The organism is Dyella agri (assembly GCF_044904705.1).
Lineage (GTDB): Bacteria > Pseudomonadota > Gammaproteobacteria > Xanthomonadales > Rhodanobacteraceae > Rhodanobacter_A > Rhodanobacter_A agri.
In genome coordinates, this window is sequence record NZ_JADIKL010000002.1 from 159,360 (window position 1) to 180,528 (window position 21,169).

General features: G+C 67.5%; 17 protein-coding genes. 5 read left to right on the top strand and 12 right to left on the bottom strand.

The window, feature by feature from the left end; translation table 11 throughout:
• The first annotated feature begins 327 nt into the window (after nt 1–327).
• Nucleotides 328–1,242 (top strand): UDP-3-O-acyl-N-acetylglucosamine deacetylase, encoded by a 915-nt coding sequence (lpxC, locus tag ISP14_RS03355; protein ID WP_367845904.1) that lies wholly within the window; start codon nt 328–330, stop codon nt 1,240–1,242.
• Between the two features lie 77 nt (nt 1,243–1,319).
• On the opposite strand, the gene ISP14_RS03360 is transcribed toward lpxC, so the two are convergent.
• On the bottom strand, nt 1,320–1,775 hold the full coding sequence (locus ISP14_RS03360) for a DciA family protein (protein WP_404536267.1): 456 nt from the start codon (nt 1,773–1,775) through the stop codon (nt 1,320–1,322).
• Nucleotides 1,776–1,977: 202 nt separating this feature from the next.
• On the opposite strand from ISP14_RS03360, the gene secA reads away from it, so the two are divergent.
• Nucleotides 1,978–4,698: a preprotein translocase subunit SecA gene (secA, locus tag ISP14_RS03365; RefSeq protein ID WP_404536268.1), complete on the top strand. Its 2,721-nt coding sequence runs from the start codon at nt 1,978–1,980 to the stop codon at nt 4,696–4,698.
• A 48-nt stretch (nt 4,699–4,746) separates the two neighbouring features.
• Here the strand turns inward: secA and ISP14_RS03370 are convergent, their stop codons facing one another.
• The 9 genes from ISP14_RS03370 to ISP14_RS03410 all read right to left on the bottom strand — a co-directional run bounded on the left by ISP14_RS03370 (nt 4,747) and on the right by ISP14_RS03410 (nt 14,089).
• Nucleotides 4,747–5,598 (bottom strand): symmetrical bis(5'-nucleosyl)-tetraphosphatase, encoded by an 852-nt coding sequence (locus tag ISP14_RS03370; protein ID WP_404536269.1) that lies wholly within the window; start codon nt 5,596–5,598, stop codon nt 4,747–4,749.
• 13 nt (nt 5,599–5,611) lie between these two features.
• Nucleotides 5,612–5,995, bottom strand: a complete 384-nt coding sequence (gene apaG / locus ISP14_RS03375; protein ID WP_404536271.1) for a Co2+/Mg2+ efflux protein ApaG — start codon at nt 5,993–5,995, stop codon at nt 5,612–5,614.
• A gap of 61 nt (nt 5,996–6,056) precedes the next feature.
• Nucleotides 6,057–6,854 (bottom strand): 16S rRNA (adenine(1518)-N(6)/adenine(1519)-N(6))-dimethyltransferase RsmA, encoded by a 798-nt coding sequence (gene rsmA / locus ISP14_RS03380; protein WP_404536273.1) that lies wholly within the window; start codon nt 6,852–6,854, stop codon nt 6,057–6,059.
• A 16-nt stretch (nt 6,855–6,870) separates the two neighbouring features.
• Nucleotides 6,871–7,896, bottom strand: a complete 1,026-nt coding sequence (gene pdxA, locus ISP14_RS03385) for a 4-hydroxythreonine-4-phosphate dehydrogenase PdxA (RefSeq protein ID WP_404536275.1) — start codon at nt 7,894–7,896, stop codon at nt 6,871–6,873.
• 15 nt (nt 7,897–7,911) lie between these two features.
• The gene (locus tag ISP14_RS03390) at nt 7,912–9,276 is read right to left on the bottom strand and encodes a peptidylprolyl isomerase (RefSeq protein WP_404536276.1); all 1,365 of its coding nucleotides are present in this window, start codon (nt 9,274–9,276) and stop codon (nt 7,912–7,914) included.
• A gap of 31 nt (nt 9,277–9,307) precedes the next feature.
• Nucleotides 9,308–11,752 (bottom strand): LPS-assembly protein LptD, encoded by a 2,445-nt coding sequence (locus ISP14_RS03395; protein WP_404536278.1) that lies wholly within the window; start codon nt 11,750–11,752, stop codon nt 9,308–9,310.
• A 233-nt stretch (nt 11,753–11,985) separates the two neighbouring features.
• Nucleotides 11,986–12,906 carry a histone deacetylase family protein gene (locus ISP14_RS03400; RefSeq protein WP_404536279.1) on the bottom strand — a complete coding sequence of 307 codons (921 nt, stop codon included), beginning with the start codon at nt 12,904–12,906 and terminating at the stop codon, nt 11,986–11,988.
• Nucleotides 12,907–12,914: 8 nt separating this feature from the next.
• A complete protein-coding gene (locus ISP14_RS03405) occupies nt 12,915–13,487 on the bottom strand; it encodes a cob(I)yrinic acid a,c-diamide adenosyltransferase (RefSeq protein WP_404536280.1) in 573 nt (190 codons plus the stop codon).
• A gap of 2 nt (nt 13,488–13,489) precedes the next feature.
• Complete coding sequence (locus ISP14_RS03410; RefSeq protein WP_404536281.1) at nt 13,490–14,089, bottom strand: hypothetical protein; 600 nt, start codon at nt 14,087–14,089, stop codon at nt 13,490–13,492.
• 87 nt (nt 14,090–14,176) lie between these two features.
• Here ISP14_RS03410 and ubiH point away from each other — a divergent pair, with 87 nt between their 5' ends.
• The 3 genes from ubiH to ISP14_RS03425 are packed head-to-tail and all read left to right on the top strand — an operon-like array spanning nt 14,177 to nt 17,448.
• Nucleotides 14,177–15,400 carry a 2-octaprenyl-6-methoxyphenyl hydroxylase gene (gene ubiH, locus ISP14_RS03415; protein WP_404536282.1) on the top strand — a complete coding sequence of 408 codons (1,224 nt, stop codon included), beginning with the start codon at nt 14,177–14,179 and terminating at the stop codon, nt 15,398–15,400.
• Nucleotides 15,397–16,605 (top strand): UbiH/UbiF/VisC/COQ6 family ubiquinone biosynthesis hydroxylase, encoded by a 1,209-nt coding sequence (locus tag ISP14_RS03420; protein ID WP_404536283.1) that lies wholly within the window; start codon nt 15,397–15,399, stop codon nt 16,603–16,605. The genes ubiH and ISP14_RS03420 overlap by 4 nt, the downstream gene beginning before the upstream one ends.
• A 48-nt stretch (nt 16,606–16,653) precedes the next feature.
• Nucleotides 16,654–17,448: a dienelactone hydrolase family protein gene (locus tag ISP14_RS03425; protein WP_404536284.1), complete on the top strand. Its 795-nt coding sequence runs from the start codon at nt 16,654–16,656 to the stop codon at nt 17,446–17,448.
• A gap of 443 nt (nt 17,449–17,891) precedes the next feature.
• On the opposite strand, the gene ISP14_RS03430 is transcribed toward ISP14_RS03425, so the two are convergent.
• Together ISP14_RS03430 and ISP14_RS03435 are read right to left on the bottom strand one after the other, a co-directional pair.
• Nucleotides 17,892–19,556: an APC family permease gene (locus ISP14_RS03430; RefSeq protein WP_404536285.1), complete on the bottom strand. Its 1,665-nt coding sequence runs from the start codon at nt 19,554–19,556 to the stop codon at nt 17,892–17,894.
• Between the two features lie 222 nt (nt 19,557–19,778).
• Nucleotides 19,779–21,161, bottom strand: a complete 1,383-nt coding sequence (locus ISP14_RS03435; RefSeq protein ID WP_404536286.1) for an L-serine ammonia-lyase — start codon at nt 21,159–21,161, stop codon at nt 19,779–19,781.
• Between the last annotated feature and the right edge of the window lie 8 nt (nt 21,162–21,169).

A 21,169-nucleotide genomic window follows, 5' to 3' on the forward strand; every position in this document is an offset into this window, starting at 1 on the left:
CGTGGCTGTCAGCGAACGGCCGTTTGGCGCGTTCGAGCCTGAAATCCGCAAGACGATGCGTCAGGAGGACGCATGATCCGTCGCACCGGGCGAAAGCCCGGTATGGCCGATCCGTTACCCCGGTGCCGGAATCCCGTCCCGGCCCGGGGTAGCGTGTCGCCCCCGCGCGCCTGGCGCGCGGAAACATGTTTGCAGCGCATGCCTTCCGGGATGAAGGGGGCATGAAAGTCCGACCAGACTGTACGGTACGGTTTGCTATTGCAGCTGGTTAAAACTGTGTTAGCATCCGACCCCTGATTGGCTGCTACTTGGCAGGTACCAACGACAATGATCAAGCAGCGCACGCTCAAGAACATCATCCGCGCCACCGGCGTGGGCCTGCACACCGGTGACAAGGTGTACATGACCCTGCGCCCCGCGGCGCCCAACACCGGCATCGTGTTCCGCCGCACGGATCTCAATCCGCCGGTGGACATCCGTGCGCGCCAGGACAACGTCGGCGACACCCGTCTTTCCACCACGCTGATGAACGGCGAGGTGCGCGTCGCCACGGTCGAGCACCTGCTCTCGGCGATGGCCGGCCTCGGCATCGACAACGCCTACGTGGACCTGTCGGCACCGGAGGTCCCCATCATGGATGGCAGTGCCGGCCCGTTCGTGTTCTTGCTGCAGTCCGCCGGCATCGAAGAGCAGAACGTGGCCAAGCGCTTCATCCGGATCAAGAAACCGGTGAAGGTGCAAGAAGGCGACAAGTGGGCCAGCTTCGAGCCGTTCGAAGGCTTCAAGGTCGGCTTCTCGATCGAGTTCAACCACCCCATCATCAGCAAACGCACCTCGCGGGCGGAGATCGATTTCTCCACCACCTCGTTCGTGAAGGAAGTGAGCCGCGCGCGCACCTTCGGCTTCATGCGCGACATCGAGATGCTGCGCGAACACAATCTCGCGCTGGGCGGTTCGATGGACAACGCCGTGGTGCTGGACGACTACCGCGTGCTGAACGAGGACGGCCTCCGCTACGAGGACGAGTTCGTCAAGCACAAGATCCTCGACGCGATCGGCGATCTTTACCTGCTCGGCCACAGCCTGATCGGTGCCTACCATGCGCACAAGTCCGGCCACGAGCTCAACAACAAGCTGCTGCGCACCCTGATGGCCGACGCCTCGGCCTGGGAAGAAGTCAGCTACCAGGACGATCCGGCCACCTCGCCGATCTCCTATGCCCACCCCGCCCAGGCGATCTGATCGCCCGAGCTGTCGGCAACAGACAAACGAAGGCCGCCGCATCCAGCATGCGGCGGCCTTTTTGTTTGACGTGCGGCTCAGCGCGTGGGTTTGTCGGATTTGGCCAGCGCGGCCAGGCGGCCGAACAGGTCCTGCCATTCCGGGTCCGAGGCGGCCGCTGCCGCGGCGCGCAGATGGCTGGCGGCTGCGGGCGACAGCGTACGCGTGCGTTCGGGTTCCAGCTCGATCCGCGGCAGTGGGCTCACCTTGATGGCGATAGCCTCGGCGCGGATGTCGAGGTTGCGGGCGGTCGCGAGAATCTGCGCCTGCAGCAGGCGCAGCCGCGTGGCCCAGGCGGGCGTGGTGGCGAGGAACAGCAGCCGGCCGCCACGCAGGTTGGCGAAGCGCACCTGGTCACGCAGCGGCAGCGGCAAGGTCTGGCGCAGCGCGCGATCCAGTGCATCCAGCGCGGCGGCCCGGCCGGCCAGGGTGGCGAAGGATCCGCAGGCGCCAAGCGCTTGCGGGCCGCGGGAACGCGAGGCGGCGCGGGACATGGGCCGGTGGTTCCGGAATGAGGCGATGTACCGATGATACCCGTCGCGAACCGTGTCCGCCGCCCTTGAATCCACGTGTCGGCGTCGCCATGCCGGAAGGTTCCGGGACGATCGCCCTGCGTGCCGCCCGAGCCCGTGTAGTAACATGCCCGTTTGGGTCGCGCCAAGGCGCGCCCCTCTGTCCTCGCCATCCGGAAGATCGATGCTCAATCGTGCCCTCACCAGCATTTTCGGCAGCCGCAACGAGCGCGTGCTGCGCCAGTTGTCGCGGATCGTGGTGCGCATCAACGCGCTGGAACCCGAGTTCGAGAAGCTGAGCGACGAGGCGCTGCGGGGCAAGACCGAAGAATTCAAGCAGCGCGTCGCCGGCGGCGAATCGCTGGACAAGCTGCTGCCCGAGGCATTCGCTGTGGTGCGCGAGGGCGCCAAGCGCGTGCTGGGCATGCGCCACTACGACGTGCAGATGATCGGCGGCATGGTGCTGCACCAGGGCAAGATCGCCGAGATGCGCACCGGCGAGGGCAAGACCCTGGTGGCCACGTTGCCGGTGTACCTCAATGCGCTGGAAGGCAAGGGCGTTCACGTGGTCACCGTGAACGACTACCTGGCCCGCCGCGACGCGGCGCAGATGGGCAAGCTGTACGGCTTCCTCGGCCTGACCACCGACGTGGTGTGGCCGGGCATGGATCATGCCGACAAGCACAAGGCCTACGCGGCCGACATTACCTACGGCACCAACAACGAGTTCGGCTTCGACTACCTGCGCGACAACATGGCGCTCAGCAAGGAGCAGCGCTACCAGCGCGGGCTCAACTACGCCATCGTCGACGAGGTGGACTCGATCCTGATCGACGAGGCGCGCACGCCGCTGATCATCTCCGGCCCGGCCGAGGATTCGCCGCAGCTGTACATCGCGGTGAACAAGATCGTGCCGCGCATGATCCGCCAACAGGAAGAGGACGGCGCCGGCGATTACTGGGTCGACGAGAAGCAGAAGCAGGTGCATCTCTCCGAGGACGGCATGCAGCATGCCGACGAGCTGCTGCGCGAGGTCGGCGTGATCAGCGAGGACAGCGGCCTGTACGACTCCAAGAACCTCGCCGTGGTGCACCACCTGAATGCCGCGCTGCGCGGCAACGCGATCTATCAGCGCGACGTGGATTACATCGTGCGCGACGGCGAAGTCATCATCGTCGACGAGTTCACCGGCCGCACCCTGCCGGGTCGGCGCTGGTCCGACGGCTTGCACCAGGCGGTGGAGGCGAAGGAAGGCGTGCCGATCCAGCGCGAGAACCAGACGCTGGCCACGGTGACGTTCCAGAACCTGTTCCGCATGTACAAGAAGCTGGCCGGCATGACCGGCACGGCCGACACCGAGGCGTTCGAGTTCCAGAGCATCTACGGTCTGGAAGTGGTGGTAATCCCCACCCACAAGCCGATGATCCGCAAGGACAACGCCGACCTGGTGTTCCTGGGCCAGCAGGCCAAGTACAACTCGGTGATCGAAGACATCAAGGATTGCCACAAGCGCGGCCAGCCGGTGCTCGTGGGCACCACCTCGATCGAGGTGTCCGAGCTGCTTTCCGCACAGCTGCGCAAGGCCAAGGTCGAGCACGAGGTGCTGAACGCCAAGCAGCACGAGCGCGAGGCGAACATCGTGGCCCAGGCCGGTCGGCCGGGCCAGGTCACCATCGCCACCAACATGGCCGGCCGCGGCACCGACATCGTGCTCGGCGGCAGCCTGGATGCGGAACTGGCCGCGCTGCCGGCCGACGCCTCCGAGGTCGAGCGCGCCCGCGTCAAGGCCGAGTGGAAGAAGCGGCACGAACAGGTGCTGGCTGCCGGCGGCCTGCACATCATCGGCACCGAACGGCACGAATCGCGCCGCATCGACAACCAGTTGCGTGGCCGCTCCGGCCGCCAGGGCGATCCGGGCTCTTCGCGCTTCTTCCTGTCGCTGGAGGACAACTTGCTGCGCATCTTCGGCGGCGAGGGCCTGATCCGCTGGATGAAGCGCTTCGGCATGAAGGAAGACGACGCGCTCGAAGACAAGATGATCAGCCGCCAGATCGAGAAGGCGCAGCGCAAGGTCGAGCAGCACAACTTCGACATCCGCAAGCACCTGCTCGAGTTCGACGACGTCGCCAACGACCAGCGCAAGGTGATCTACCGCCAGCGTGACGAGTTGCTGGAAGGCGAAGACGTTTCCGCCACCGTGGCCGACATCCGCAGCGACGTGGTCGAGCGCATGGTGCGCGACCATGTGCCGCCCGACAGCATCGACGAGCAGTGGGACATCCCCGGCCTCGACCGCGAACTGGAAGGCAGGTTCGGCCTGTCGCCGGAGCTGCCGCGCTGGCTGGAGCAGCAGTCCGAGATCGACGCGACGATGCTCCTCGAGCACGTGCGCGGCGAGATGGACGGGCTGTTCCAGGCCAAGGAGGCGCAGATCGGCCCCGAAACCATGCGCCAGCTCGAGAAGCACATCATGCTGACCGTGGTCGACAACGCCTGGAAGGAGCACCTGGCGAACATGGACTACCTGCGCCAGGGCATCTACCTGGTGGGTTACGCACAGCAAGACCCCAAGCAGGCGTTCAAACGCGAATCGTTCCGGCTGTTCTCCGACATGCTCGACCGCATCAAGGCCGAAGTGGTGCAGATGCTGGCGCGTATCCGCATCCGCAGCGAAGAGGAAGTGGCTGCGATGGAAGCCGAGCAGCAGCGCCTTGCCGAGCGCCTGCAGCGGCAGATGCTGGCCAGCGGCGGCGGTGCGCCCACCGGCGGCCTCGAAGCCGATCCGGCCAGCGCGACCGGCGGTCTCCAGCTGCATCAGCCAGAGGGGCCGCGCGTGGGCCGCAACGATCCCTGTCCGTGCGGCTCGGGCAAGAAGTACAAGCACTGCCACGGTCAGCTGGCCTGAAGCAGCCCATGAAAAACCCCGCCACGGCGGGGTTTTTCATGGGCAAGTTCAATCGCCGCCGCCAGGCGGCCGCTTGCGGTGCGGCTCGGCGTTCACCGTGATGTAGCGCGGCTCCTCGCTGTCCAGCTGCAGCGCGGTGAGCTGGCCGCCCCATACGCAGCCGGTGTCGATCGCGTACACGCCGAGGCCGGCGAAGCGCCCCAGCGCGGACCAGTGCCCGCAGACGATGCGCGTCTCGCGCCGGCGCATGCCGGGCACCTCGAACCAGGGGTACAGCCCCGGGCGCTGGGTGCCGGGTTCGCCCTTGCCCTCGAAGTCGATGCGGCCGTTGACGTCGCAGTAGCGCATGCGGGTGAGCAGGTTGATCGTGGCGCGGTGGCGATCCAGCCCCTGCAGGCGGCTCGACCAGCTGGCCGGGCGGTTGCCGAACAGGTTCCTGAGGATGCGAGGATGGCGCGGGCTGGAGAGCTCGCGTTCCACTTCCTGCGCCGCGCGCTGGGCCTGGCGCAGCGTCCATGCGGGCGCCAAACCGGCGTGGACCATGGTCCAGCCAAGTTGCTCGTCGTGATGCAGGAGCTTCTGCGAGCGCAACCACTCGAACAGCACGGGTGCGTCGTCGGCGAACAGCACCTCGCGCAGCTCCGGATTCACCTTGGCCTGGGCCTCGGGCTTGCGCAGCGCGATCGCCAGCAGGCTGAGGTCGTGGTTGCCCAGGGTGACGATGCATTGCTCGCGCAAGCCGTGGATCAAGCGCAAGGTGTCCAGCGACTGGCCGCCGCGGTTCACCAGGTCGCCGCAGAACCACAAGCGGTCCGCCGCCGGGTCGAAGCGCAGCTTGTCCAGCAGGCGCTGCAATTCCGGATAGCAGCCCTGCACGTCTCCGATCGCGTAGGTAGCCATCAGCGCCTCGCCATCAGTGCAGCGTGCGCGGGATGGACAGCGTGAACGGTGGGATCGGCGCCTCGAAGCGGGTGCCGTCGTCGGCCAGCATCTGGTAGCTGCCGCCCATCGTGCCGACCGGTGTTTCCAACACCGCGCCGGAGGTGTATTCGAAGTCGTCGCCCGGGCGCATCCACGGCTGTTCGCCCACCACGCCTTCGCCGCGCACTTCCTCCACCTTGCCGTTCGCGTCGGTAATCACCCAGTGCCGGGTCAGCAACTGGGCGGGCACGCTGCCGGCATTGTGCAGGGTAATGGTGTAGGCGAACACGTAGCGGTTGTCGCCGGGGCGGGACTGGTCGGGGACGAAACGGGTGCTGACCTGCACGTCGATCGTGTAGGGATTGTTTTCTCTCATGGGCCGATTGTACGGCCTGGCGCCGACGAACGGTCGCCGCATGCGCCGCGCGCGGATGGATTCAGCGCGCGCCGAGCTGCTTCGCCAGTCGCACGAAATCCCCCGGCGACAGCGTCTCTGCGCGTGCTTTGGGATCGACGTCGGCGCGGCGGATCGCGTCGGCGTCGAGCAGTTGCCGCAGCGCGTTGCCGAGCGTCTTGCGGCGCTGGCCGAAGGCGGCCTTGACCACCGCGTGCAACAACTCGGGATCGGCGTCGTGGCGCTCGTGCGGCGGCAGCGGGATCACCCGCACCACTGCCGAATCCACCTTGGGCGGCGGGCGGAACGCTTCCGGTGGCACCTCGAACAGCGGCACCACCTTGCAGGCCAGCTGCAGCATCACCGACAGGCGGCCGTAGACCTTGCTGCCGGGTTCGGCGGCCATGCGGTCGACGACCTCCTTCTGCAGCATGAAGTGCATGTCCTCGATTGCCGCCGCGTGATCGACGCAATGGAACAGGATCGGGCTGGAGATGTAGTAGGGCAGGTTGCCGGCGATGCGCAGGCGCTCCACGCCATGGCGATGCGCCAATGCCTTGAGGTCCACCTTCAGCACGTCGGCGTGAATGATGGCCAGTTCACCGACGGCGCTCGCGCGCGCCTGCAGCGCCGGTATCAGGTCGGTGTCCAGTTCGATCGCGGTGAGCGAACCTGCGGCCGCCAGCAGCGGCAGCGTGAGCGCGCCTTCGCCGGGACCGATCTCGACCAGGAAATCGCCATCGCGCGGCGCGATCGCGCGCACGATGTCGTCGATGTAGCGGCGGTCGTGCAAGAAGTGCTGGCCGAAGCTTTTCTTGGGGCGGGCAGGGGCGTGGTTCATGGGATCTTTCACAGGATTAGCCCCTCATCCCGTTCCTCTCCACCAGGGGAGAAGACGGATGAGCGTCGCGGCGCGCCACGAGTTCCAATGCCATGGCTGCGGCGGCGATCAGGCTGGCGGGATCGGCGCGGCCACTGCCGGCGAGATCCAGTGCCGTGCCGTGGTCGACCGAGGTGCGGATGAAGGGCAAGCCCAGGGTGAGATTGACGGTGCGGTCGAAGGCTTCGCTTTTCAGTACCGGCAGCGCCTGGTCGTGGTACATCGCCAGCACGGCGTCGTAGCGCGTGCGCTGGGCGGGCACGAAGGCGGTATCGGCGGGCAGCGGGCCGATCAGCTGCATGCCTTCGGCGCGCAGGCTGTCGAGCAGCGGGATGATGGTGTCCAGTTCCTCGCGGCCCAGATGGCCGCCCTCGCCGGCGTGCGGATTCAGGCCGAGTACGGCGATGCGCGGTGCGGCGATGCCGAATTTCGCCCGCAACTCCGCATGCACGATGCGCAACATGCGATCCAGCGCATTGCGGGTGATCGCGGCGGATACGGCGCTCAACGGCAGGTGCGTGGTGGCCAGCGCCACGCGCAGCTCGGGGCTGGCCAGCATCATCACTACGTCGGCACGGGCGCGCTCGGCGAAGAACTCGGTGTGGCCGCTGAAGCGGATACCGGCCTCGTTGATCGAGGCTTTCTGCAGCGGCGCGGTAATCACGGCGGCGTAGCGGCCGGCCATGCAGCCGTCGGCAGCTTCGGCCAGCGTGGCAAGCACGTGCTGCGCGTTGCGCGGGTCGGGTCGGCCGGGGATTTCCGAGATGCCCAGCGGCACGTGGCGCACGCGCAGGCTGCCGGGATCGCGCTGTTCGCGCAGTGTGCTGTCGTCGTCGAACAGCGTCAGGCGCAGGCCGCAGCGCGCCGCAGCGCGTTCGAGCAGGTCGCGATCGGTGATTGCCACCAGATCGGCCGCCAACGGCGTGGCGGCCAGTCGCGCGATCAGTTCCGGACCGACCCCGGCCGGCTCACCAGCGGTGACGGCGAGCCGAGGGAGCGCCATGCCAGTGACTCCCGGTCAGGAGGCTTTCCCGGCGTCGGCCGGCGTGTTGACGTCGTCGCGCAGCGTGGGCACCAGCACGTCGATGTAGGCATTCGCGCGCAGGTCGCGCAGGAAGTCGTCGTAGGCCTGCTCGGCCTTGCGGTTGCCGATCGCCTGGCGCGCCTGGTCGCGTTCCATCTGGGTCGTGAGGTCGCTCTTGCGGGTACCGAGCAGCTGCAGGATGTCCCAGCCGTCGCTGGTCTGGAACGGCTGCGAGACCTGGTTCTCCTTCAGCTGGCCGAGCTGCTGCGCCACGGCGCTGCCCCAGGCCTGCTGCGCAAACCAGCCCATGTCGCCGCCGAGGTTGGCGCTGGTGTCGTCCTTGGAGTTGTCCTTCGCCAGCTTGGCGAAGTCAGCGTGCTTGTTGACGATCTGGTCGTACAGCTCCTGCGCCTTCTGCTGCGCCTGTTCCGGCGTCATCAGTTCGCTGGGCTTGAGCAGGATCTGCCGCGCGTGGTACTCGGTGACGATCTGCTTGGACGGTTCGCGCTGACCGACCAGCTTGAGGATGTGGAAGCCAGTCGGGCCGCGCAGCGCCGAGCTAACGTCGCCGGACTTCATGTTGGCCACGGTGTCGGCGAAGGCCGGCGGGATCTCGTCCATGCGGCGCCAGCCGAGATCGCCGCCGTCCAGCGCGTCGGCCGCGTCGGAGAAGCGGATCGCCGCGGCATTGAAGTCCATGCCGCCCTTGATCGCGTTGATCGCCTGCTCGGCCTTGGTTGCGGCGGCCTGGATCGCGGCGGCGTCGGCACCGCCCGGGATGCTGATCTGGATGTGCGCCAGATGCACTTCGCCGGCCTTGTAGCTGGGGCTGGCGAGCAAGTTGTCGATCTCGCTGTCGGTGACCGACACCGAGTCGTGCACCACGCCTTGGTGAAGCTGCTGAACGGTGAGCTGATCGGCCAGCTGCTGGCGGAAGGCGGCGAAGTCCTCGCCGCTGCGCTGCACTTCGCTACGCAGCTGGTCGGCACTCATCTTGTTCTGCTGGGCCACCTGGGCCACGGCCTGGTCGACCTGGGCATCGGAAACGTGCACGCCCTGGTCGTCGGCCTTCTGCAGCTGCAGCTTCATCAGGATCAGCCGGTCCAGCACCTGCTTCTGCAGCACGTCCAGCGGCGGCAGCTGGCCGGGCTGGCTGGCGTATTGCTGCTGGATCGAGCGCACGGCGTTGTTGAGCTCGCTTTGCAGGATCACGTCCTCGTTCACCACTGCCACGATGCGGTCCAGCGAATTGGACTGGCCGGCAGCCGCAGCGTTGGTGCTGGCGTTGGGCAGCAACTGGGCATGTGCGGGCAGCGCAAGCGCGAGGGCGGGCAGGAGCAGGGCGAGGAATCGCTTCATCAGGGAGCAGCCGGAAAGTGGATACAGCGGTTTATTGATAGCCGAGAATATCACGGCGCAGCAGTGGGTCGATCTGGCCGCCGGTAGAGCCCAGGCCCTTGAAGATCACTTCGAACATGATGGCGTTGTCGCGGTAATTGGTCTGGCCCGCCGTTACGGGCGGGGCGACGCCGTAGTAGCCCTGGTTTACGTAGCTGCGGTCGACCACCCGCAGGGTGACGCAGCAACTGTCGTACTCCACACCGGCCAGCGCCTCGATCGTGCCCTTCAGCGGGTTGACCACGCCCTTGACCGGCTCGGCATACGTCCATGCGCCGACCAGGCGCCAGCGCTCGGACAGCGGGTAGACCGCCGAGACGCTGTATTGTTCCATCAGGCCGTTGCGGTAGCGGTACGAGAAGTTGACCACGCCGTCCAGGCCCAGCCTGCCCTGCAGCTGGAACATAGCCATGTCGTTGTGGTGGGTGTTCGGGTTCCACTGGTAGGAGCTGCTGGCTTTCCAGCGATCGCTCAGCTGCAGGTCCAGTTGGGCCACGTAGGCCGAGCCGGACCAGTCGGTGGCCGAGGACGACGTGTTGGCGCTGTTCGGCATCTGCACCCGTTGCGGGGTGAAATAGCGGATCTGGCCGAAGCTGGCGGACAGCCGCTCCACGCCGCTGTCGTCGAGCAGGCGGGTGGTGATCGCGGCAGTGAGGTTGTTCGCGTTCATCTGGCGATCGGCGCCGGCGAACTGGTTGCTGGAGAACAACTGCCAGTAGTCGAACGACATCGGGCTGCTGTCGAACAGCGGCAGGTTGTTCTGGTTGCGGTAGGGCACGTACAGGTAGTACAGCCGCGGCTCCAGCGTCTGCGTGTAGTCCTGGCCGAACAGCGAGGTGTTGCGATCGAACACCAGGCCGCTGTCGATGCTGGCGATAGGCAGCGAGCGGCTGGGCGACTTCTGCGTGAACGGCGTCGGCGTGCCGCTGCCCAGCAGGCCGTAGAAGCCGTAGTTCTGGTAGCCGCTGCTGAGCTGGTAGTCGGTGTAGCGCCAGGCGACGCGCGGGCGCACGAACCAGGCCGGCGTGCCGAAATCCGCGCCGATCCAGGGCTCGATGTCCTCGCGGCTGCCTTCCACGTAGCCCGGCTTGCGGAACGCCACGAACTGGTTGGTCATGCCGAATTCCAGCCAGCGGTTCAACGGCAGATCGATGTTGAAATTGGCGTACGGCAGCTGCCGGTAGGGCAGCGACGCATCGGTGAGGAACGGGTTCATGTTCTGGTAGGCGGTGCCGCCCACCGAGGCGTTCCACCACTTGCCGCCGCCCGCGATCTGCGCGTTGGAAGTCAGCGTGTAGACCGGGGCCCCGCCCATGTCGTTGCCGAAGTCGTAGTAGAAGTTGCTGTCGGAGCTGCGGTCGATCGAGGTGCTGAAATTCCAGCTCTGCCACAGGTGGGTGGTGTCGGTGAAGGTGACCCGGTAACGCCGCGTGCCCACGGTGTCGGTGGTGGTGCCCGGATCGACGGTGCCGTGGTCGTTCGGCACGTATTGCACATCCAGCGCGCCGCTGCTGCCCGGCACCAGGTAGCGGAACTCGCCGTCCAGCATCGGGCCGCGCGCGGTGTAGATGCGCGGGTCCAGCGTAGCGTCGTAGTTCGGCGCCAGGTTCAGATAGAACGGCGCGCTGAGCATGTAGCCCGAACGGCTGGTGTGGCCGATCGTGGGGTACAGGAAGCCGGTCATGCGCCGGTCGTCCACCGGGAAGCTGAACCAGGGCAGGTAAAGCAGGGGCACGTTGCCGACGCGGAAGGTGGCGTTGCGCGCCACGCCGCGGCCGGTTTCCTCGTCCACCGCGATCGACTTGCCGCGGAACTCCCACAGGTGGTGGCCCACGTCGCAGGTGGAGTAGGTGGCCTGGGTGTAGAGCCGGCGGTCGGCGTCGAACATCTGCGCCTGCTTGGCCTCGCCGTTGCCGCGCGAACTCAGCATCTGGTAGCGCACGTCGTCGGCGATGCCGGTGCTGGCGCTGTCGTTGCCGCGCGCGTGCGTGGCCGCCATCAGCTGGCCGTAGTCCTGGTAGCGCACGTTGCCCCGTGCGTCGTAGTCGGTGGTGTCGTCGTTGTAGTAAACCGTGTCCGCCTGCAGCCGCTGGTCGGCCCGGTCCATGCGGACGTTGCCGGAGAGGTGGTAGACGGTCTGGTCGGAACTGTCGATGTGTTGCGCCCAAACGTAGGTGTTGCTGGTGTCGCGCACGCTGCTGTCGCGGCTCAGCGTGGGATCGTAAAACGCCAGCATCGCGTTCGGGCGGCACATTACATAGTTGTACGGGCGTGGCGGGCAGTGGAAGGAGCCCAGCGGACAGACTTGTTCGCTGCCGTCCAGCGAGGTCTTGCGATGCGGTCCCGTGCCGCCGGCCATGGCGTCGACCGGGCTGCCGACCAGGGCGAGGGCGGCAGCGACCGCCAGCAGGCGTCGGGGAGGGAGCGTGCGCGTCACAATGGAAATCCGGCGGCCGTGAGGCTCGTTAAGCTAGCAGAAAGACCCCAGATCAGGCAGATACGAAACCCACCGGTACGCAACGAAGATTCAGTCATCGACGAATCCGGGCTGCTCAAGAACGAGGCGGAATGGTGCGCTGAGCTCAGTCCCGAGCCGTATGCGGTATGCCGCTGCTCGGCCATCGAACCGTCATTCAGCGGCAAGTGGCATCGCCATCACGCCGCCGGCACCTACGCCAGCAGCGCCTCGACGTGCGCGGCCGCGCTGGCCGCCAGCGCAGCGAGGTCGTAGCCGCCCTCAAGCGTGGACACCAGCCGGCCGTCTGCGTGCTGGTCCGCTACCTCGACCAGCTTCGCGGTGATCCAGGCGTAGTCCTCGCTGCCAAGGCACAGATCGGCCAGCGGGTCGTTCTGGTGGGCATCGAAACCGGCCGAGACCAGCAGCAGCTGCGGCCTGAAGGCGCGCAGGCGTGGCAGCAGGTCGCCTTCCCATAGTTCGCGGAACAGGTAGGGGCCGTCGCCGGCAGACAGGGGCCGGTTGAGGATGTTGCCGACACCGCTTTCATCCGGGCCGCCGCTGCCCGGATACAGCGGCATCTGGTGACTGGAGGCGAACAGCACGCGCGGTTCGCGCCAGAAGATGTCCTGGGTGCCGTTGCCGTGGTGCACATCGAAATCGGCGATCGCCACGCGCTTCAGGCCGTGCGCGGCCAGCGCATGCGCTGCGGCCACCGCTACGTTGTTGAACAGACAGAAGCCCATCGCCTGCCCGTGGGTGGCGTGGTGGCCGGGCGGACGCACCGCGCAGAAGGCGCGCTGGCACTGACCGCCCAGCACGGCATCCACCGCCGCCGTGACGGCTCCCGCTGCGCGCAGCGCGGCCTCGGCAGAGCCGGGTGAAAGTACGGTGTCCTCGTCCAGCCGCTGTATCTCGCCTGCCGGCACGGCGGCAAGCATGCGTTCGACGTGGGCGGCGGTGTGCGCGCGCAGCAACTGCTCGCGGCTGGCGCGAGGCGCCTCCACGCGGTCCAGCGCGGCGTAGCGATCATGGTCCAGTGCGCGCAGCACGGCGGCCAGGCGTGCCGGCGATTCGGGGTGGCCGGGGCCATTGTCGTGTTGCAGACAGGCGGAGTGCGTGTACAGCCGCAGCATGCGGCCCTTCAGCCGGAGGCAGGCTTGCGCCGCCGCTCGTGCTGCCAGAGCACCTCGCCGTGGCCGCCGGCGCGCGCCAGCACCCGGCAGAGCACGAACAGCAGATCGGAGAGGCGGTTGAGGTAGCGCTGTGTCTGTGGTCGCACCTCGGGCTCCACATGGCGCAGCGAGATGACCTCGCGCTCGGCGCGGCGGCACACGGTGCGTGCCAGGTGGCAGCAGGAGGCGGCCATGCCGCCGCCGGGCAGGATGAAATCCTTCAGCGGCGGCAGCGGTTCGTTGAAGGCGTCCAGCACGGTTTCAAGGCGGGCGACGTCGGTGTCCTCGATCATCGCCATGCCGGGAATGCACAGTTCGCCGCCCAGGTCGAAAAGCTCGTGCTGCACCTGGGTCAGCGCCTCGCGTACCGCCTCGTCCACGCCCTCGCAGGCCAGCACCATGCCGATCGTGCTGTTGAGCTCGTCCACGGTGCCGTAGGCGGCCACGCGCGGCGAATCCTTCGGCACGCGCGAACCGTCGCCGAGGCCGGTGGAGCCGTCGTCGCCGGTACGCGTATAGATCTTGGAGAGGCGGTTGCCCACGTTCAGTGCAGGGTATGGCCGCCGCGTTGCGAAGCGCGCGACAGCTGGGTCGCCAGCGCGTGCAGCACCGCACCCAGCGCCACGTAGGCGGCGGTACCGGTCAGGAACGGCAGGTACCAGTCGCCGAGGTTGGCGAACCACGCAGCGACACTGCGCGGCGCCGGCACGCTGGCGCTGATCCAGTAGAAGCTGCCGTTGGAGACCAGGTAGCACAGGCCTTCGGCGACCAGCAGCGCGGCGACCGCGAGGCCCAGCGTGGCGAGGCTGAGGCCTTGCTGGCGCTTCGCCAGCCAGCTGCCGCCCAGCCACAGCGCACCGTACGACGGCACCAGGAACCAGTAGGCCGGCGACACGCAGTAGTGGCTCCAGAAGTCGATGCCCTGGCCGGTGATGACGAGGTAATCCACCAGCACCGCCTCGACCATCAGCAGCGGGAAGGCCCAGCGGCCCTGGCCGCGCAGCCAGAAGCCGGCGAGGAAGAACACGCCCCACGAGGCGTCCCACAGGGCGTGGTGAAGCAGCGAGGGATGGAAGCGGGTGACGCCCATCACCAGGGCCAGACCCAGGAAGATGGCCAGGCGTCGGGTCGTTGTGGTTGCCATGTGTACTCCGTGCAGCGCGGCTGAAAGCAGGCGGGAAGTTTAACGCAAGGCAGCCGCGCCGACGCGCCGGCGCGTATCATCCGGCGCATGAATCTCCCCGCATCCCCTGTCGACGGCGGCGTGCTGATCGTCGGCGGCGGCCTGGTCGGTGCCAGCCTCGCCATCGCGCTGGACGCCGCCGGCGTCGCTGCCACCCTGGTCGAAGCCGCCGCGCCGCGCGCCGACGCCCAGCCCAGCTACGACGAGCGCAACCTCGCGCTGGCCCGCGCCACCATCAACGGCCTCGCCGCCATAGGCGTATGGCCGCATGCGGCAGCGCAGGCCACGCCGATCCGCCACATCCATGTCAGTCGCGCCGGCGAGTTCGGCAGCGCGCGCATCGATGCGGCAAAACATGGCGTCGACGCGCTGGGCTGGACCCTGCCCGCGCGCGAGCTGGGTACGGCCTTGCTGCGCCGGCTGGATGCCTGCACCCGGCTGACCCGGCTCGCCCCTGCGAAACTCGAGTCGCTGGAAGGGCGGGCCGAGGGCTGGCGCGCACGTATCCGCACCGCCGACGGCGAGCGCGTGATCGATGCTGCGCTGTTGGTGGGCGCGGACGGCACGGAATCCTTCGTGCGCGCCCAGCTCGGCATCGATGCCCAGCGCCACGACTACGAACAAGCCCTGTTCGTCGCCACGGTGACGCCGGAGCGCGCCCATGCGAACCGCGCCTTCGAGCGATTCTCCGATGCCGGTCCAGTGGCTCTGCTGCCGTTGGCCGAAGGGCGCTGCGGGCTGGTGCTCACCGTGCCGGCGGAAGCGGCCGATGAGGTCGCCGCGCTGGACGATGCGGGCTTCATCGCGCTGGCACAGTCGCGCCTCGGTTGGCGGCTGGGCCGCCTTTCGCGGCCCGGCAAGCGCCACCCGTACGCCATCCATCGCGTGGCCGCGCAGCGGCTCACCGGCCCGCGCGCGGTGCTGGTGGGCAATGCGGCGCAGACCGTGCATCCGATTGGCGCGCAAGGCTTCAACCTCGGCCTGCGCGATGCGCTGACCCTGGCCGAGCTGGTGGCCGCCGCAGAGGACCCTGGCGCACCGGCGTTGCTGGATCGCTACGCTGCGCGCCGTGCGCCCGATCGCGAAGGCACCATGGCGATGAGCCACAGCCTGGTGCGGCTGGCCTGCCTCGAGCAGCCCTTGCTCGCGCCGCTGCGCTCGCTGGCCTTGCTCGCCCACGACCGCATGGCGCCGCTGCAGAATCGCCTGGCGCGACATGGCATGGGCTTCCGCGGCGAACCGCCGCGCGCGGTGCTGGAGCGGCTGCCATGAGCGTGTCGCATTACACCCATGCGCCGCGCCGTGGCCCGGCGCTGGACATCGCCGTGGTCGGCGGCGGCATGGTGGGCGCCGCCGCGGCTCTGGCGCTGGCCCGGGCCGGTTTCGCCACGGCCTTGCTGGAAGCACGCGCGCCGCAGCCCTGGAACGCCGCCGACGAAGTGGACCTGCGCGTGGTGGGGCTGGCGCCCTCGTCTCTATCCTTGCTGGACGCATTGGGTGTCTGGACATCCATCCGGCACGCCCGCTGCAGTCCGTACACGCACATGCATGTATGGGACGGCGCAAGCGGGGCAGCCATCGATTTCGATGCCGCCGGCGAAGGCCGCGATCTGCTCGGCCATATCGTCGAGAACAACCTGGTGCAATGGACGCTGTGGCAGGCGCTGGAAGCCGCCGGCGTGCGCCGGTTGTGCCCGGCCGAAGTGCGCGGGTTGGATGCCCGCGAGGATCGTGTGACGCTGGAGCTGGCCAGCGGCGAAAGCCTGTCCGCTCGCCTGGTGGTGGCCGCCGACGGCGCCGCCTCGCCGTTGCGCGAGATGGCCGGCATCGCCACTTGCGGCCGCGATTACGCGCAGCGTGCGGTAGTGGCGCATGTGGTCACTGAGCGATCGCACGAACAGACGGCGTGGCAGCGCTTCCTGCCCGGCGGTCCGCTGGCGCTGCTGCCCTTGGTCGACGGGCGAAGCTCCATCGTCTGGTCGCTGCCCGAGGACGAGGCGCAACGCGTGCTGGCGCTGGACGACGCGACGTTCCTGCACGAGCTTGGCGTCGCCAGCGACTTCCGGCTGGGGCGCATCGTGTCCGCCACGAAGCGCGCCGCGTTCCCGCTCAAGCTGCAATTAGCCGAAGGCTACCAGGCGGAACGCTTCGTACTGTTGGGCGACGCCGCCCATGCGGTGCATCCCCTGGCCGGACAGGGTGTGAACCTGGGGCTGCGCGATGTGGCCGAGTTGCGCGACGTGCTGGTCGCTGCACGCGATGCGGGGCGCGATTTCGCTGCTGCGCATGTGTTGCGCCGTTATGCACGCCGGCGCCGTAGCGCCGATACGCTGGATGCACGCGGTTTCGATGCACTGGCGCGCATCTACGCCTGGCAGTCGCCGCCGCTGGTTGTCGCGCGAAGCCTCGGCGTGCGCCTGCTCGACAAGCTGGCGCCGCTCAAGCGACGCATTGCGGAGCATGCGGCCGGGCTTTGAATCCCGTTCTTCAACTCAGGTGTCAGGCATCCGTCAGGAGGATCCGTCATGCGTATCGTTCGATTCTGCAGTGCCGTGTTGCTTTCGGGGTTCGCCTTCGCCGCCCAGGCGACGATGGTGCATCGTCCGGTGGAATGGACGCAGAGCGGCACCCGCTTCCACAGCGTACTGGTCTACGACGACGCCAGCAGCGCCAAGCGCCCGGGTCTGGTGATGGTGCCGAACTGGTACGGCGTGAACGATGCGGCGGTCAAGAAAGCCGAGATGATCGCGGGCAAGGACTACGTGATCCTGCTCACCGACATGTATGGCGCCGACGTGCGTCCGCAGCAGGGCAACGCCGAGCAGGCGCAGGCCGCGGTGAAGCCCTTGTACGCGAACCGCGATTTGATGCGCCAGCGCATCAACGAGGCGCTGGCCCAGCTCAAGGCGCAGGCGAAGAGCGCGCCGATCGACACCGCGAAGCTCGCCGCCATCGGTTTCTGCTTCGGCGGCGCGGCGGTGCTCGATCTTGCGCGCAGCGGTGCCGATATCGCCGCCGTTGCCTCCTTCCATGGCGATCTTTCCACCGATGACCCGTCGCAGGCGAAGCACATCAAGGCGCGTGTTCTGGCGATGAATGGCGCTGACGACAGGGGCACCATGCCCGATGCCGACAAGTTCATGGACGAGATGCGCCAGAGCCCGGCCGACTGGCAGTTCGTGGTGCTGGGCCACGCGGTGCATTGCTTCACCGAGGTGGGCGAGAACTCGCCGGGGTGCAAGTACGACGCGAAGGCGGCGGCACGCTCGTACGGGTTGATGCGTGCGTGGTTGCGGGAGGCGTTTTTGGGGCGCGATTGATCGCGGGCTTTAGCGTTTTGTCTATCCCAGATTCAGAGCGGTTTCGTGCGCCTTTCGGCCCCCGAGTTACTTCTCCTTTGCTTGTCCAAAGGAGAAGTAACCAAGAGGAAACGACACCCCGGTTGGCGCTTGCCGGGCGTCCTGCCCGGCAAGTTCGTGAGGCGGGGACGGGCTTTTCGAGCGGGCTCCTGCCCGCGCGAAAAGGCGTTGCCATCCATGGCAACGCCCGCTGCGCGGCCTGATCGTCCCCGCCTCACCGCCGCCCAGGGGCCCCGGAAAAGCAGGCGTGCTTCCTGCACGCCAGAAGCAACGGCAACGGCAATAGCAAGAACGCCGCGCATTGCGCGGCGTTCTTGCTTTGGGTCTTTACGAAGGTGTGCCCTGGGCGGCTCGGAATCGCTTTGATGCACGCCAGGCCAACACGTGACCACGAGATCGGAAACTCAGCGCCCGGTGACGCGCTCCGCATCCAGTTCGTCCGGCGGTATCACCGGCGCATCCGGATGTGCGTGGGCTTCCAGTTCGGCGGCTTCCACCGACGGCGTACGCCAGCCCGACTTCACGCCCCAGAGGTAGAACACGAAGCCGATCACCGCCACCACCACGAGGTCCCAGCCGTAGGGCAGGTAGCCCTGGCCGCCGAAGGTAGTGCTGCCGGCCCAGGAGACGAGGGCGATCACCGGCAAGTAAGCGACTAGCCACCATGCGCCCTTCATCTGGCGGCCGAAATCGTGCCAGCCGGACTTGGCCTGGTAGTAGAGGTAGATCGGCAGCGCGACGACCATCAGCAGGATGATTTCGCCGGTCAGCGGCCACTTCGCCCAGTACAGCAGCTCGGTGGACATCACGAAGGCGATGCCGGCGAGCACGGGCAGGGCAGCGAGGCGGAAGGGGCGGTACAGGCTGGGTGCGGTGCGGCGCAGGGTCATCGCGCTGACCGGGCCGGTGAGGTAGGAGATGATCGTGGCTACCGAGATCACCGCCGCCAACGTGCCCCAGCCGCGGAACTTGAACAGGAAGAGATAGGACACGGCCAGGTTGAACCACATCGCCGGACGCGGCACGCCCCACTTCGGATGGATGCTGCCGAAGATCCTGGGCAGCGTGCCATTGCGCTCCATGCCGTACAGCATGCGCGCGGTGGTGGCGGTGTAGGTCATGCCGGTGCCGCTGGGGCTGACGAAGGCATCGGCGTACAGCAGGATCGCCAGCCAATTGAGATTGACGATGACGGCCAGCTGCGCGAACGGCGAACTGAAGTCGATGCCGTGCCAGCCGGCCTTGGCGAGAAGGTCGGGCGGCACCGCGCCGAGATAGGCTACCTGCAGAATGATGTAGATGACGGTGGCCAGCGCGATGGAGCCGACGATCGCGACCGGGATGCTCTTGCCCGGGTTGCGCGCTTCGCCGGCCAGGTTCACCGGACTCTGGAAACCATTGAAGCTGAAGACGATGCCCGCGGTTGCCACGGCGGTGAGCACGGCGGCGAAATCGATGGCGTGCGCGTCACCATGCACGCCCACCGAGAAATTCCCGCCATGGAAACCGCTGGCAATCAGTGCGAGGCCGGTGGCGGCCGGCACGATCAGCTTGAACACGGTGATCGCGGTGTTGGAGTGCGCGAACAGCTTCACGCTCCAGAAGTTCAACAGGAAGTAGACCAGCACCAGTGCTGCGGCAATCCACAGGCCAGGCTCGGACAATTCCCCGTGGCCGCCTGGTGCGTGCATGTACAGGTTTTGCGCCCACTGCCACTTCCAGCCGGCCATGTATTGCACCGAGGCCTCGGCTTCCACCGGGATCACCGAGACGATGGCGATCCAGTTGGCCCATGCGCCGATGAAGCCGACCAATGAGCCATGCGAGTAGTGGCTGTAGCGCACCATGCCACCGGACTCGGGGAACATCGAGCCGAGTTCCGCGTAGGTCAGCGCGATCGTCATGATGATCGCCGCGCCCAGCACCCACGCCCAGATGGCTCCCGGCCCCGCCAGGCCCGCCGCGCGCCAGGCGCCGAACAGCCAGCCGGAACCGATGATCGAGCCAAGGCCAGTAAGCATCAGGGCGAACGGGCCGACGTCGCGGCGGATCGAGCTGCTGGAAGACATGGAAACTCCTGAAGCGCGGGCCGCGCATCCCCAAAAGATACCGATGGTTGCAGACTGGGCCGGACCTGTCACCCCGCGAAGGTCATATGCGGCCGTACCCAAAGGTACACGCACCGGCCGCAGGCCGGCATGTTCCGGGCGCGATTTTCCCGGCTTGCGCGCGGCCTGGGGCGGCCGGACCCGGGCGGAATACCCTCCCTGCAAGCGCAGGGAGGGTGGTCGTCAGCACTCGATCACGTTCACCGCAAGGCCGCCGCGGCTGGTTTCCTTGTACTTGTCCTTCATGTCGCGGCCGGTGTCGCGCATGGTCTTGATCACCTTGTCCAGGCTCACCCGGTGCTTGCCGTCGCTCTTCAGCGCCATGCGGCTGGCGTTGATCGCCTTCACCGAACCCATCGCGTTGCGCTCGATGCAGGGAATCTGCACCAGGCCGCCGATCGGGTCGCAGGTGAGACCGAGGTTGTGCTCCATGCCGATTTCGGCAGCGTTTTCCACCTGGTGGATGCTGCCGCCAAGCGCGGCGGTGAGGCCGCCGGCGGCCATCGAGCAGGCCACGCCGACCTCGCCCTGGCAACCCACCTCGGCGCCGGAGATCGAGGCGTTTTCCTTGTAGAGGATGCCGATCGCCGCGGCGGTGAGCAGGTAGTCGATGATGCCGTTCTCGTCGGCCTTGGGGCAGAAGCGCAGGTAGTAGTGGCCCACGGCAGGCACGATGCCGGCGGCGCCGTTGGTGGGCGCGGTGACCACGCGGCCACCGGCGGCGTTCTCCTCGTTCACCGCCAGCGCGTAGAGGTTGACCCAGTCGAGAATGGTCAGCGGATCCCTCAACGCGGCCTCAGGCTGGTTGCGCAGCTCCTCGGCCATCGCCGGCGCGCGGCGCGCCACATGCAGGCCGCCGGGCAATGTACCGGGCGAGCGCAGGCCGCGGGCGACGCAGTCCTGCATCGCCTTCCAGATCGTCAGCAGGCCGGCGCGGGTCTCGGCCTCGGGACGCCATACGCTTTCGTTCGCCATCATCAGTTGCGCGATGGTGAGGTGATGCTTTTCGCACAGCGCCAGCAACTGGTCACCGGTGGAGAACGGATAGGGTTGCTCGGTGGTGTCGGCGACGATGCGGTCTTCCGCCGCCTCGTCTTGGTTCACCACGAAGCCACCGCCCACCGAGTAATAGTCGCGCGTGGCCAGTTCGTTGCCGTCGGCGTCGTAGGCGCTGAAGCGCATGCCGTTGGTGTGGAACGGCAGCTTCTGGCGCTTGTTGAACACCAGGTCGGCCTTCTCGTCGAAGGCGATCTCGCGCTTGCCGAGCAGGCGGATGCGACCGCCGCCGCGGATGCGCTCGAGGATGCCGGGGATCGCGTCGGGGTCCACCGTGTCGGGATGCTGGCCCTCGAAGCCCAGTAGCACCGCCTTGTCGGTGCCGTGGCCGCGGCCGGTCATCGCCAGCGAGCCGTACAGCTCGGCGCGCACGCGCGTCACGCGATCCAGTACGCCCTTTTCCTCCAGCCAGCGCTCGGCGAAGCGCGCCGCGGCGCGCATCGGCCCCACCGTGTGCGAGGAGGACGGCCCGATGCCGATCTTGAACAGGTCGAATACGCTGACGGCCATGGTGCGCT

Bases quoted from the DNA above. Each gene is read 5' to 3' on its own strand.
- lpxC (WP_367845904.1), top strand. From the start codon at position 328: ATGATCAAGCAGCGCACGCTCAAGAACATCATCCGCGCCACCGGCGTG.
- ISP14_RS03360 (WP_404536267.1), bottom strand. From the start codon at position 1,775: ATGTCCCGCGCCGCCTCGCGTTCCCGCGGCCCGCAAGCGCTTGGCGCC.
- secA (WP_404536268.1), top strand. From the start codon at position 1,978: ATGCTCAATCGTGCCCTCACCAGCATTTTCGGCAGCCGCAACGAGCGC.
- ISP14_RS03370 (WP_404536269.1), bottom strand. From the start codon at position 5,598: ATGGCTACCTACGCGATCGGAGACGTGCAGGGCTGCTATCCGGAATTG.
- apaG (WP_404536271.1), bottom strand. From the start codon at position 5,995: ATGAGAGAAAACAATCCCTACACGATCGACGTGCAGGTCAGCACCCGT.
- rsmA (WP_404536273.1), bottom strand. From the start codon at position 6,854: ATGAACCACGCCCCTGCCCGCCCCAAGAAAAGCTTCGGCCAGCACTTC.
- pdxA (WP_404536275.1), bottom strand. From the start codon at position 7,896: ATGGCGCTCCCTCGGCTCGCCGTCACCGCTGGTGAGCCGGCCGGGGTC.
- ISP14_RS03390 (WP_404536276.1), bottom strand. From the start codon at position 9,276: ATGAAGCGATTCCTCGCCCTGCTCCTGCCCGCCCTCGCGCTTGCGCTG.
- ISP14_RS03400 (WP_404536279.1), bottom strand. From the start codon at position 12,906: ATGCTGCGGCTGTACACGCACTCCGCCTGTCTGCAACACGACAATGGC.
- ISP14_RS03410 (WP_404536281.1), bottom strand. From the start codon at position 14,089: ATGGCAACCACAACGACCCGACGCCTGGCCATCTTCCTGGGTCTGGCC.
- ubiH (WP_404536282.1), top strand. From the start codon at position 14,177: ATGAATCTCCCCGCATCCCCTGTCGACGGCGGCGTGCTGATCGTCGGC.
- ISP14_RS03420 (WP_404536283.1), top strand. From the start codon at position 15,397: ATGAGCGTGTCGCATTACACCCATGCGCCGCGCCGTGGCCCGGCGCTG.
- ISP14_RS03425 (WP_404536284.1), top strand. From the start codon at position 16,654: ATGCGTATCGTTCGATTCTGCAGTGCCGTGTTGCTTTCGGGGTTCGCC.
- ISP14_RS03430 (WP_404536285.1), bottom strand. From the start codon at position 19,556: ATGTCTTCCAGCAGCTCGATCCGCCGCGACGTCGGCCCGTTCGCCCTG.
- ISP14_RS03435 (WP_404536286.1), bottom strand. From the start codon at position 21,161: ATGGCCGTCAGCGTATTCGACCTGTTCAAGATCGGCATCGGGCCGTCC.